An 11,695-nucleotide genomic window follows, 5' to 3' on the forward strand; every position below is an offset into this window, starting at 1 on the left:
GTTGCTAATATGGTAAATGCCGTGACGTTGAGTGTTCCAACGACTCAATTAGGAGAAGGTTATGTATTAATGACTAAAAATGAAGCAATGATTCCGTCCTTGTTTAGTATAGGTAAAGTTTTATCTGCTGAAAAAGATGAATTAATTGAGCGCTATTTTGGTGAATTATCGAAGTATTTTGACATGGGACTCTAGTGAATGGAGTTCTTTTTTTGTTGTGAGTAAATTTCTGTTCATAAACCCTCGTTTATAGTAAAGTATAACTATTCTGTTTTTTAGTACATGAGGAGAGTATTAAAGAGGTGTACAGGGGAACAGCTCTTTATCTGACAGAATACTTGGTCTACTTGAATCAAGGAGGATGCATTAAACTATTAAGTGAGGGTGATAGTTATGGGAGAAAATTATAATTTAACAAGCAATGAACGAAGGAATCAAATTTTAAAACGGTTAATTGATGGGGAAAGAATCAGTTATCAAATGCTTTCAGAAGAATACTTTGTCTCAAGAAGTAGTATTGCTAATGACATTATTTATATTAAGAAATTATTTGCTAAAGAAGGTTTATCTTTAAAATTTGATAATTCTGGAACCTATTTTGACGGTAGTGAAGTAGATATTCAACGGGTATTAAAAAGAGCGATATTAAGTAATGTGGATCAGTTACAAACCATGTCTGACTTAGTAAATATCGATTTATTTAAAGAAATCTACTTGTCATTTGCTGTTGCGATTGAAAAGAAAAAAATTGATATGCCAGAAAGCTACGTTCAAAGTATTGTTGTCTCAATATTACTAATTATTGAACGTTCAAAAAGTGGCAATGAGATTGTTTTTGACCAACAATCAAAGGGTAGCAATGATTTTTTAGAGTTTGATCAGTATCCTCTCGTTTATGAATTGTTAAAAGAACTAGAGAAGAAACAGATTTATCAGTTTTCTCCTGAAGAAGTTCAATATCTAACATCACTTATCATCGGAAGCGGACTTAAGTTTTTTGTAAAAGATAAAAATATTCCGTTTTCGTTTAGAGGAAAAACAAGGCATTTGATACAAAAAATCAGTGAGGGATTACAAACAGATTTAACGCAAGATAAGCGCTTGGAAGAAGATTTAATTATTCACCTGTATCAACTTCTTTTAAGAGTGGAAGCACAAAGTACGGTTGTTAATCCGTTAATTGACGATATTAAACAGAATTACCCAACTGTTTATGGCGTTGTGTGGTTTGCGTTAAATGATTTTTCAAAATCATATCAAGTGACATTTTCAGAAGATGAGATTGGATTTGTGGTGATTCACATCCAAGCAGCGATTGAGCGAATAAGTAAATTAAAGAAAATTTTATTTGTTTGTCCTAATGGCATTGGCACAAGTTCGTTTGTCTCAGCAAAGATTACTAAAATACTGCCAGATATTGACAGCGTTGAGACAATCTCAATTAATGCACTCAATCATATGGACTTATCTGAGGTTGATTTTATTATTTCAACGATTGATATCTCAGTTGAGGGTATTAAAGTAGTCAAGATATCACCTTTAGTCACAGTAGATGATATGAAAAATATTATGAATCACTACATTGATTTAATTGTAGAAAATGACGAAAAAATGATGCAAGGTATTAGCATTTCCTCTAAAACAGCTGAGACCATTTCCAAAAACATTTTATTCGGTAATTTCAAGAAAAAATCAGAAGCTTTGGAGTATTTAATTAATAAGCAACCATTTGAACATGACGAAATGAAACAAGCATTCAAACAGTCTGTTTATGATAGAGAAGCGATTCAAACGACTTATCTTGATAATGGTTTTGCCATCCCACATGGAAACCCGACGTTGGTTGAAAAAACAAATATTAGTATTTTGATTCTTGATAAACCTATTTTCTGGGGAAATCAAAAAGTAGACGTTGTAGTATTACTGATGATTCGAGAAGAAGACATGAAAGAGGTTGAAGAAATAATGAAATTGGTTATGGAAGGCATCAAAAATAAAGAGTGGTTTATCACGAAAATGTTGGAGGTGAAGGAATAAAATGATTCAAAATATGTTAACAAAAGATCATATTCAAGTTGTTGATAGTATGAGTAGTTGGCAAGAAGCAGTAGATTTAGCTAGTCAGCCTTTATTAGAAAAAAATTTAATTACTCAAACTTATATTGATAATATGAAAAAAAGTGTGGCTGATAATGGACCGTATATGGTTTTAACAGATTACTTTGCTTTAATGCACGCTAAAGCAGGCGAAGGGGTCAATACACAATGTATGAGTTTGTTAGTAACAAAAGAAGAAGTATCACTGGAAGGGAAGCCAGTGAAGATTTTCTTAGTGTTAGCAGCTGAAAACAATGAGAACCATTTAGAAAGCCTTCAAAGTATTATGTCTGTATTTATGGACGAAACAAAGTATCAAACAATTATTAGCGGAAATGAAGAAGCAATAAATAAATTATTTAACTAGGGGAGAGAAAAACACATGAAAATATTAGCCGTATGTGGTTTCGGAGTAGGAAGTTCAATGGTTTTAAAAATGACAATTGATAAAGTTGCCAAAGAAATGGGCATTGATGCTGTCGTTGAAAATACAGATATTTCAACAGCAAAAGCTACTGTTGCAGATGTTTACTTTACAAGTCAAGAGTTAGCAGGAGAATTGACAGCATCTGTCACAAATCCAGTGTACCCAATTAAAAAGTACATGGACAAGGAAGAAATTAAAGCACAAATGGAAAAATTCTTAGTAGAAAGAGGTAATTAATCATGGATTTTATTACTAATTTTATTTTAAAGAATCCACCTGTGTTACTTGGTCTAATTGCTATGATTGGATTAGTTTTACAAAGAAAATCAGTGTCAGAAATAATCAAAGGCTCATTATCAGCAGCCTTTGGTATGGTAACCTTAAACGCTGGTGTCAATATGTTGGTGGGAACAATTGCTCCAATTAATACAGCCGTTCAAACAGAACTTGGCGTTCAAGTGACAGAAGGATTATCTGACGTGACGTTCACTGCTGAGTACGGTGGAACAGTAGGACTTGCAATGTTTGTTGGACTAATTATTCATTTATTAATTGCACGTTTTACACCTGTTAAGACAATCTTTTTAACAGGCCATATGCTTTGGTGGTTCCCATTTGTTATTGTTGCTGGTGGTGTGGAAGCTGGATTAAGAGGAACAAGTTTAATTCTTTTTGGTGCCGTTTTATCAGCTCTTTATTGGTCATTTATGCCTTGGATAATGAGAAAATATGTCTGGGATGTTATTGGTGATGACTCATTCTTGATTGGTCACCCAACAGGTGTTTTATCTCTTATTTCAGGTTTTGTTGCTAAACGTGTTGGAAACAAAGAAAAATCAACAGAAGATTTAAAAATTCCAGAAGGATTGTCTTTCTTTAGAGAAATCTCAATTACTGGTGCGATTGCGATGTTTTTAATGAACATAGTTGTCGGAATTATTGCGCCTGTTTTAGTTCCAGAAGGTGGCAATTTAGTTATGTTCTCAATTGATGCGGCTTTAAGTTTTGGTGCAGGACTATTGATTATGCTTTACGGTGTTCGTTTATTAATTAATCAAATTGTTCCAGCGTTCCAAGGAATTGCAGAAAAAGTTGTTCCTGGTGCAAAACCAGCATTTGATGTACCTATTCTTTTTAATTACCGTCCAAATGCTGTCATCATTGGTTTTATCGTTGGTATGATTACATCAACAATTGTTGTTATTTTAGCTAATTCATTCAATGTTTTCGGTGTTTTATTAGTACCACTTGTTATTACAAGTTTCTTTGAATTAGGTGGTGCAGCTGTAATTGGCGAAGGCCAAGGGGGATTACGTGGATCAATTATTGGAACAATCACCGCTTCAATTGTGATGGTTCTTTTAGTGGGTATCTCTGCAGCTCTTCTTAACACAACGATTCAAAGTTGGATTTTAATTTTTGGTGGAAATGATTTATCTCTATGGGGAATCATTGCTAAATTTATCGGTAATCTGCTTGGAGGGTTCTAATGATGTTTCAATATATGGATAGAGTAGAAGAAATTTTAAAGGTTGTCAAAAAAGAAGAAGTAGAGTCAATGAATCAAGTGATTGATTTGTTAACAGCCGCCAATTTTAACAAACAATCTATTTATATTTTTGGAGCAAGTCATGCAGGTATTTTAATGGAAGAAATGTATTACCGAGCAGGCGGTATGATGACGATTAATCCGATTTTTGGTAAAGAAGTCATGTTAGATAGATCACCAATTACCTTTACAAGCCAAATGGAACGTTTAGAAGGATATGGTGTTGCTCTTTCTAAGACTGTTGATTTTAAGAAAGATGATGTCTTAATTTTACATTCTGTTTCAGGTAGAAATCCAATTATAATTGATATGGCTCTTGAAGCGCGTAAAAAAGGTGTTAAAATCGTGGCGTTAACCAATGTTTCTTATTCAAAATCTGTCTCAAGTCGACACTCGTCAGGTAAATGTTTGCATGAAGTGGCAGATATTGTGATTGATAATCATGGTGATGTTGGAGATGCAACTTGTAAGATTCAAGGAATTGAACAAAAAGTTGGGCCGACATCTACGGTGATTGGTGCAATGATTTTAAATAGCATTATCGTTGAAACATGTCAAAAATTAGTTGATCAAGGAATGACGTATCCACCGATTTTCTATTCAGCTAACTTAGACGGTGGCGATGAATTAAATCAAGAATTGTATGGACAGTATAAAGAATCAATTCATTATCAATTTTAATAAATAAGAACAGTCAGGTTAACATTATTTTAGATGTTAACCTGACTGTTCTTTTATTTTTTACTTTTTCAACAAACAGTCAGAAAAAGCAATCATCTTTTCAAAATTTTCAACAGAATGATCTGTTAAATGAGGTTTCAATGCATGGTAAATATGTGTGACTTCGTCAAAAATAAGTCGATTAGCAGATTTGTCAGGGGTCATGATTCTTGCGTGAGTCATCCACATTTGACCAATTAACCAAGTGTTTTCAGTTAGTATATTTTTATCAAATTCAGAAATATTTTTCATAATCCCATTCTCAATCCAACGATCATACATTTTAGTAATTTCATCTGAAACTTTCTGTGCTCTTTTTGAATAAAATTCTTTAAGTTCTTCATCATTGTTTAATAGCGTATACATTTCTGTGTAAAAAAATCGATACTTGTAGGTATTTTTAGCTAGTGCTAAGAAAAACATAAAGACATCATCTTCTGTTTCTCTATTATCAGTTGTAAAAAATATAGCATCCATTGCAGGGGCAATCCGTTCAATAAAAATAGAGCGGATAATGTGCTCTTTGTTTTTGTAATGATAATATAAATTTCCCACGCTCATATCTAGAAATTCAGCGATGTCGTTTGTATTACATGAAGAAGCATCTTTATGATTGAACAATTTAATCGATTCATTCAAAATTTTATCTTTTGTTTTTATAATAATCTACTCCTTCCACCACTCTATATAATACTAAAAATATGAAAAGAGTCAATTAAATCTTTATTTATTCTTAGTTTGTTTATCGACTATTTATTGGAATAAAACCTTTTTTAGAATAAAAACTCTAAAAATAACTTGATATAAAAAGTATCTCAGACTATAATGAGATTTATTAGAGTAATAACTCTAATTATCCGGATAATAACTTTAAGGAGTAGAGACAGATGACAAAAAGTAAATCGCTTGATTTTAAAGTACAAGATAACGTGGGCATTATCACGCTAGATAATGCAGAGAAATTCAATGTTGTCGGAAGAACTTTTTTTGAAGAATTACGTGATGTCCAACAAGAAGTGTTAGCAAATGACGCAATTAAAGCTATTTTAATTTTGGCTAACGGCAAACATTTTTCAGCAGGAATTGATTTAAATTATTTAAATACGGCAAGTTCTGAAGTAATGAAGGAAAGACTAGTTGGTTATCAACAGCTATATAGTTTTTGGGAAACGCTTCCTATACCAGTAGTTTCTGCAGTTAATGGAAAATGTATTGGATCAGGTGTGGAATTAATTTTAGGATGTGACATTAGAATTGCCGGTGAAGATGCTAAATTATCTCTCCCTGAAGTAAAAATAGGGTTATCTCCAGATATGGGGGGAACGACTCGATTAACTCGACTAGTTGGTTACGGCCAAGCCAAACGACTTATTTTATCATGTGATGAAATTTCAGCTGAAGAAGCTTTAAGTATTGGATTAGTTGAAAGAGTGGTTCCAACAGAAAAATTACACGAAGAAGCACTTAAATATACGAAAAAAATAGCAAGTTATCCATCAAACAGTTTAAGATTTGCTAAAAAAGGGATCCAAGTAGCTCAGGAAAGTAGTTTGGCTGCTGGTTTGATGTATGAAGAAGCTCAATCAATTTACTGTTGTGGAGCAGATGATATTAAACAATCGATCAATATGATTTTAGGAAAATAATATAAAAGATGAGGAGTTTTTATGATGGATTTTCAAAAAATACTTTACAATGTTCAAGAAAAAATTGCTTTTATTACATTAAATACCCCTAAAAATTTAAATTCTTTTGATGACGTTATGTTAGATGAAATTGTAAGCGTATTACATAATGCGGATGAGAACAATGAGGTAAAAGTTATCGTTTTAAATAGTTCATCTCCAGCTTTTAGTGGCGGAGGAGATGTGCGTGCAATGTATGAAGGTGTGAAGAGTAATAATCTAGATTTTAATACTTCTATTGAAAAAATGGCATCTGTTTCTTTAACAATGAAGCAAATTTCAAAACCAGTTATCACTTCTGTTTCTGGAGCTGTTGCAGGGGCAGGATTTAATGTAGCGTTGGCAGCTGATTTTATTATTGCTAGTGAAGATGCGTTTTTCGTTCAATCATTTGTGAATATTGGTTTAATACCAGATGCTGGTGGAATATACCTTTTATCTAGAGCAGTTGGAGTAAACAAAGCAACTGAACTTGTGATGACAGGTAAACCAGTTAGTGCTTCACAAGGTAAAGAATTAGGATTTGTTTCTAATATTGTTCCAACAGAAGAACTGGAGACCGCAACAAACAAACTTGCGAAATCTTTAGCTTACGGTCCGTCCTTAGCCTATGCAGAAATAAAAAAACTTGTTTTTGAATCAGATTTTAAAGGATTTGAAGAATACGTAAAACAAGAAGTTAAATCACAAGTAGCTTGTAGTGAAACAGCAGATTTTGTTGAAGGCATTTCAGCTTTTGCCGAAAAAAGAAAACCAAAATTTAATTAACCTTAAAGGAGAAGATCATTATGTGGAAAGATGTATATCAAAGTAAATTAGTTTCTGTAGAAGAAGCCGCAAAAAAAGTAGAATCAAACGATAAAATTTGGTTTGGTGCTTGTTCATCAGCACCGATTCAATTATTAGAAGCTTTAGCAGACCGATACGAAGAGGTAGAAAATGTTGATTTAGTTACTGGTCTAGCATTGTATCCGTTTAAATTTTTCCAATCACCTAAATACATTGGACATTTAAATTATACAACTATTTTTTATGGCGCATTTGAAAGAAAATTTTATAGTAATGGCAATATCAATGTGAACCCAATTCATTTATCAGAAACATTAAATACAGCTCGCGATGTTTACCATGTAGATACTTTATTAGCAGATGTATCAGCTCCTGATGAGGATGGATACATGTATTATGGCCCAATGGGTGTGTCGCTAAATGGGGAAGTAGCAGAATTTGCTAAAAAAATAATTGTTCAAGTTAACAAAAACCAACCAAAAGTCTCAGGAGTTAAGCACCGTATTCATGTGGATGATGTGGATTATATTTGTGAGCATGATCATGAATTACCAATTTTACCTCAACCAGAAGTAAGTGAAACAGATAAGAAAATTGCCTCAATTATTCTACCAATGATTGAAAACGGTTCATGTATTCAAATCGGTTTAGGCGGCTTATCTAACGCTGTTGGATATGGTTTAGATACGAAAAAAGATTTAACTGTTCATACAGAAATGTTTACTGATTCAATGGTTTACTTAGCTAAAAAAGGTGTTATTAACGGCAAGATGGTAGCAGGTTTTGGTCTGGGTAGTAAGGAATTATATGAATTTGTTGGAGAAGGAAAAGTAGATTTAGCGCCAATTAATCAAGTGAATAATTCTTATGAAGTCGGTAAAAACGATAAATTTGTTTCAATCAACGCATGTTTAATGGCTGATTTAACAGGCCAAGTTTGTTCAGAGACTTTAGGTCATTATATGTACAGCTCAACTGGTGGACAGCTTGATTATGTTAAAGGTGCTGCTATTTCTAATGGCGGTCAAAGTTTCCTATGTTTACCATCGGTTAATAAGAATAAAGATGGTCAAGTGTCATCTACTATTACTTTGAATTTACCAAAAGGTGAGATTGTTACAACGCCAAGATCAGAAATTATGTACATTGTAACTGAATACGGAGTGGCAGATTTAAGAAATCAACCTGTCAGAGAACGTGTTAAACGAATGATTGCTATCGCACATCCTGATTTCCGTGAATCATTACATGAGCAAGCACTAGAAGCTGGCTTAATAAGAGAGTAGGTATAAAAATGAAGAATAAATTAAATAAAGTAGCTGTTATTGGTGCCGGTACAATGGGAAGTAGTATTGCTGCCTTATTAGCAGCAGTTAATCTAGATGTTTGGTTACTTGATATCCTTCCAAATAATTTAACATCAGAAACAGAGAATGATAAAAGTGCAAGAAATCAATTAGCTTTATCAGGTATCAAACAAATGAAAAATCCAAAGAGTCATATGTTATTTGATTCTTCTAATTTAAATCGAGTTCATCCAGGAAACATGGTAGATGATTTAGATGTTTTAAGTGAATGTGATTGGATTATCGAAGTTGTTTTAGAAAAATTATCAATCAAGCAACAAGTAATGAAACAAATTGCATCAATTAGAAAAAAAGGAAGCATTGTTTCATCTAATACATCAGGTGTTTCGATTACAAGTATTATCGAACAAGAAGATGACGAATTCAAAGCTCACTTTTTAGGAACCCATTTTTTCAATCCTCCAAGATACATGAAATTATTAGAAATTATCCCGACAAAAGACACTTCCTCAGAAGTGGTAGAAACAATGACAACGTTCTTTGAAGAAGAGCTTGGAAAAGAAGTTGTTATTGCTAATGATACGCCAAACTTTATTGGTAACCGAATCGGAACGTTTGCTTACGTCGATGTGATGAAACAAATGGAAAAATATGAACTATCTATTCCCTTAGCTGACGCTTTATCAGGTCCAGTTATTGGTAGACCGTCAAGTGCAACTTTTAGAACGGCAGATATGGTGGGAATTGATATCTTGAAAAATGTTGCGCATAACGTGGTAAGCCAATCAAATGATTCAGTTGAAAAAGAGAATTACACACCACCATTATTTGTAGATGCCATGATTGAAGCAGGAACACTAGGAAACAAAACGTCAGGTGGTTTCTATAAAAAATCAGTGGTTGATGGTAAACGAACTTTCTTAGTAAAAGACTTAAAAGCAAATGAATATGTGTCCTTTGATAAAGTTAAAAATGAAAAAGTTATGTCAGCTTTAAAATCAGATAATAAATATAAAACAATCGCCTATGGTTCAGATATTGAGAATCAATTTGTCTGGGAAACATTGAAACACACATTACTATATAGTGCGTCATTAGTTCCTGAGATAACCGATGATTTCAAGATGATTGATAAAGCAATGAGAGCAGGATTTAACTGGGAATTAGGACCTTTTGAAATTTGGGATAAATTAGGACTAAAAGAAAGTGTTGAAAGAATGTTAGAAGAAGGCGACACAGTTCCTAACTGGATTCTTTCAATGATTGAAGATGGAAAATCTAGTTTTTATTCTGAGGAAAAATCAACAAGTGAAATGAAACAAACTCTGATTGTTGAAAACTCAGGTGCCAAAATCTGGCATATTGGAGATGACATTTTATTCTTAGAAATTATTTCTAAGGGTCATGTGATCAATAGCGATGTGATTGAAATGATGGAAAAAGCAACCTCATTACTAGAAACATATGAAGGCTTAGTTATTTCAAGTTATGGGAAAAACTTCTCAGTTGGAGCAGATTTAGGAACGATTGCTCATTTAGTTGAGAATGATAACTGGGAAGAGCTAGAACAATTAATTGAACGATTACAGTATGCTAATTTGAATTTAAAATATGCAAAAAAACCAGTTGTAACAGCTAATTTTGGTATGACATTAGGTGGTGGAGCTGAAGTGTCAATGCATAGTGATCATATTGTATCTTATCCAGAAACCTATCTTGGGTTAGTAGAAGTAGGCGTAGGTCTAGTTCCTGCTGGTGGTGGATGTAAAGAGATGGTTAGACGTAGTAGTCAAAAAATTTCTATGAGAACAAAACAAGATTGGATAGTTGAAGTAAAAGAGATTTGGCGAACTATTGCAATGGGACAAGTTAGTACTTCTTCCTTTGACGCTATTAATAAAGGCTATTTTTTAGAAAATGAAATCACACATCAATTTAGACAAGAAAAATTAGTCGAAACAGCTAAACAAGTGATTCAAGATTTAAATAATAATCATTACCGCGCACCTTTGAAAAAAGAAATTCCTGTATTAGGTTCAACTGGAATGGGTGCGATAGAGATGGAAATTAACGGCATGAAAGAGGGTCAATTTATTTCAGAATATGATGGTCAATTAGCCAAAAGTGTTGCAACGGTTTTATGTGGTGGAGACCTACCAATTGGAACAATGGTGACAGAAGAATACTTGCTATCTCTTGAAAAAGATATGTTCTTAGAATTGTGTCATAAAGAACAGACTCAAAATAGAATTAAACACATGTTAACAACAGGAAAACCGTTAAGAAATTAGGAGGAAATTTAGATGAGAGAAGCAGTCATTGTCGCAATGGGACGTTCTGCAGTAGGAAAAGCCCCCAAAGGTGTTTTTAAAAATACTCGACCAGAATCTATTGCGTCTCAAGTAATCAAAGGGATGCTTGATAAAGAAGATAGCGAAATAAAAAATCAAATAGAGGAAGTTATTTTTGGTTGTGCGTTTCCAGAAGCAGAGCAAGGATTAAACGTTGCACGAAATATTTCTCTACTTTCTGGTATCACCAATGAAGCATCTGCTCAAACAGTGAATCGATTTTGTGCTTCTGGTTTACAAGCGATTGCCACTGGAGCAAACAGCATCAAATGTGGTGAAAATTCAGTTGTTTTAGCTGGGGGAATTGAATCGATGAGTGTCGTACCTATGGGAGGTAACTTATCTCTAGGACATCCTGAATTAATCGAAAAAGAACCTGGTGCATACGTTAGCATGGGGATCACGGCAGAAAATGTCGCAAAACGTTATGGTATTAGTCGTGAAGAACAAGATGAATTCAGTTATAACAGTCATATTAAAGCATTGAAAGCTCAACAAGCAGGTAAATTTGAGAGACAAATCATTCCTGTTTACGCAGATTCAGTTGAAGTAATTGACGGTAAGCCGCAAAAAGTATCCAGATTGATAACCCAAGACCAAGGAATTAGACCAACTATTTCAGTTGAGGCTTTAGGAAAATTAAGACCTGTTTTCAAAGCTGGTGGTAGTGTGACAGCTGGCAATGCGTCGCAAATGAGTGATGGTTCTGGTGTTGTTCTTTTAATGGAAAAAGAAGAAGCGCTAGAAAAAGGTTTAAAACCATTAGCTAA

11 protein-coding genes and 1 pseudogene are annotated in these 11,695 nt (G+C 33.5%); 11 read left to right on the forward strand and 1 reads right to left on the reverse strand.

The window, feature by feature from the left end; all coding sequences use genetic code 11:
- The 6 genes and pseudogenes from RR554_RS06740 to RR554_RS06765 form a co-directional block, all read left to right on the forward strand.
- A pseudogene (locus RR554_RS06740) lies at positions 1-195 on the forward strand (amidase family protein); the annotation flags it as partial.
- Between the two features lie 198 nt (positions 196-393).
- Entirely contained in the window at positions 394-2,037 is a 1,644-nt protein-coding gene (locus RR554_RS06745) for a BglG family transcription antiterminator (RefSeq protein WP_332463520.1), read from the forward strand.
- A 1-nt stretch (position 2,038) separates the two neighbouring features.
- Positions 2,039-2,464 (forward strand): PTS sugar transporter subunit IIA, encoded by a 426-nt coding sequence (locus tag RR554_RS06750; RefSeq protein ID WP_332463519.1) that lies wholly within the window; start codon positions 2,039-2,041, stop codon positions 2,462-2,464.
- A gap of 15 nt (positions 2,465-2,479) precedes the next feature.
- Complete coding sequence (locus RR554_RS06755) at positions 2,480-2,761, forward strand: PTS sugar transporter subunit IIB (RefSeq protein WP_332463518.1); 282 nt, start codon at positions 2,480-2,482, stop codon at positions 2,759-2,761.
- A 2-nt stretch (positions 2,762-2,763) separates the two neighbouring features.
- The gene (locus RR554_RS06760) at positions 2,764-4,014 is read left to right on the forward strand and encodes a PTS ascorbate transporter subunit IIC (protein ID WP_332463517.1); all 1,251 of its coding nucleotides are present in this window, start codon (positions 2,764-2,766) and stop codon (positions 4,012-4,014) included.
- A 2-nt stretch (positions 4,015-4,016) separates the two neighbouring features.
- Positions 4,017-4,754 carry an SIS domain-containing protein gene (locus RR554_RS06765; RefSeq protein ID WP_332463539.1) on the forward strand — a complete coding sequence of 246 codons (738 nt, stop codon included), beginning with the start codon at positions 4,017-4,019 and terminating at the stop codon, positions 4,752-4,754.
- 60 nt (positions 4,755-4,814) lie between these two features.
- Here the strand turns inward: RR554_RS06765 and RR554_RS06770 are convergent, their stop codons facing one another.
- Entirely contained in the window at positions 4,815-5,432 is a 618-nt protein-coding gene (locus RR554_RS06770) for a TetR/AcrR family transcriptional regulator (RefSeq protein WP_332463516.1), read from the reverse strand.
- Between the two features lie 248 nt (positions 5,433-5,680).
- On the opposite strand from RR554_RS06770, the gene RR554_RS06775 reads away from it, so the two are divergent.
- The 5 genes from RR554_RS06775 to RR554_RS06795 all read left to right on the forward strand — a co-directional run.
- On the forward strand, positions 5,681-6,439 hold the full coding sequence (locus RR554_RS06775; protein WP_332463515.1) for an enoyl-CoA hydratase/isomerase family protein: 759 nt from the start codon (positions 5,681-5,683) through the stop codon (positions 6,437-6,439).
- A 24-nt stretch (positions 6,440-6,463) separates the two neighbouring features.
- Complete coding sequence (locus RR554_RS06780) at positions 6,464-7,246, forward strand: enoyl-CoA hydratase-related protein (RefSeq protein WP_332467677.1); 783 nt, start codon at positions 6,464-6,466, stop codon at positions 7,244-7,246.
- 20 nt (positions 7,247-7,266) lie between these two features.
- Positions 7,267-8,553, forward strand: coding sequence for an acetyl-CoA hydrolase/transferase family protein (locus RR554_RS06785; RefSeq protein ID WP_332467678.1), 1,287 nt, complete (start codon positions 7,267-7,269; stop codon positions 8,551-8,553).
- A gap of 8 nt (positions 8,554-8,561) precedes the next feature.
- On the forward strand, positions 8,562-10,865 hold the full coding sequence (locus RR554_RS06790; protein WP_332467679.1) for a 3-hydroxyacyl-CoA dehydrogenase/enoyl-CoA hydratase family protein: 2,304 nt from the start codon (positions 8,562-8,564) through the stop codon (positions 10,863-10,865).
- Between the two features lie 12 nt (positions 10,866-10,877).
- Positions 10,878-11,695 (forward strand): thiolase family protein (locus tag RR554_RS06795; protein ID WP_332467680.1); only part of this gene is annotated, 818 nt, incomplete at its 3' end.

It is taken from the genome of Vagococcus sp. (assembly GCF_036639995.1).
Taxonomy (GTDB): Bacteria; Bacillota; Bacilli; order Lactobacillales; family Vagococcaceae; genus Vagococcus.

Bases quoted from the DNA above. Each gene is read 5' to 3' on its own strand.
- RR554_RS06780 (WP_332467677.1), top strand. From the start codon at position 6,464: ATGGATTTTCAAAAAATACTTTACAATGTTCAAGAAAAAATTGCTTTT.
- RR554_RS06750 (WP_332463519.1), top strand. From the start codon at position 2,039: ATGATTCAAAATATGTTAACAAAAGATCATATTCAAGTTGTTGATAGT.
- RR554_RS06755 (WP_332463518.1), top strand. From the start codon at position 2,480: ATGAAAATATTAGCCGTATGTGGTTTCGGAGTAGGAAGTTCAATGGTT.
- RR554_RS06765 (WP_332463539.1), top strand. From the start codon at position 4,017: ATGTTTCAATATATGGATAGAGTAGAAGAAATTTTAAAGGTTGTCAAA.
- RR554_RS06775 (WP_332463515.1), top strand. From the start codon at position 5,681: ATGACAAAAAGTAAATCGCTTGATTTTAAAGTACAAGATAACGTGGGC.
- RR554_RS06745 (WP_332463520.1), top strand. From the start codon at position 394: ATGGGAGAAAATTATAATTTAACAAGCAATGAACGAAGGAATCAAATT.
- RR554_RS06785 (WP_332467678.1), top strand. From the start codon at position 7,267: ATGTGGAAAGATGTATATCAAAGTAAATTAGTTTCTGTAGAAGAAGCC.
- RR554_RS06790 (WP_332467679.1), top strand. From the start codon at position 8,562: ATGAAGAATAAATTAAATAAAGTAGCTGTTATTGGTGCCGGTACAATG.
- RR554_RS06760 (WP_332463517.1), top strand. From the start codon at position 2,764: ATGGATTTTATTACTAATTTTATTTTAAAGAATCCACCTGTGTTACTT.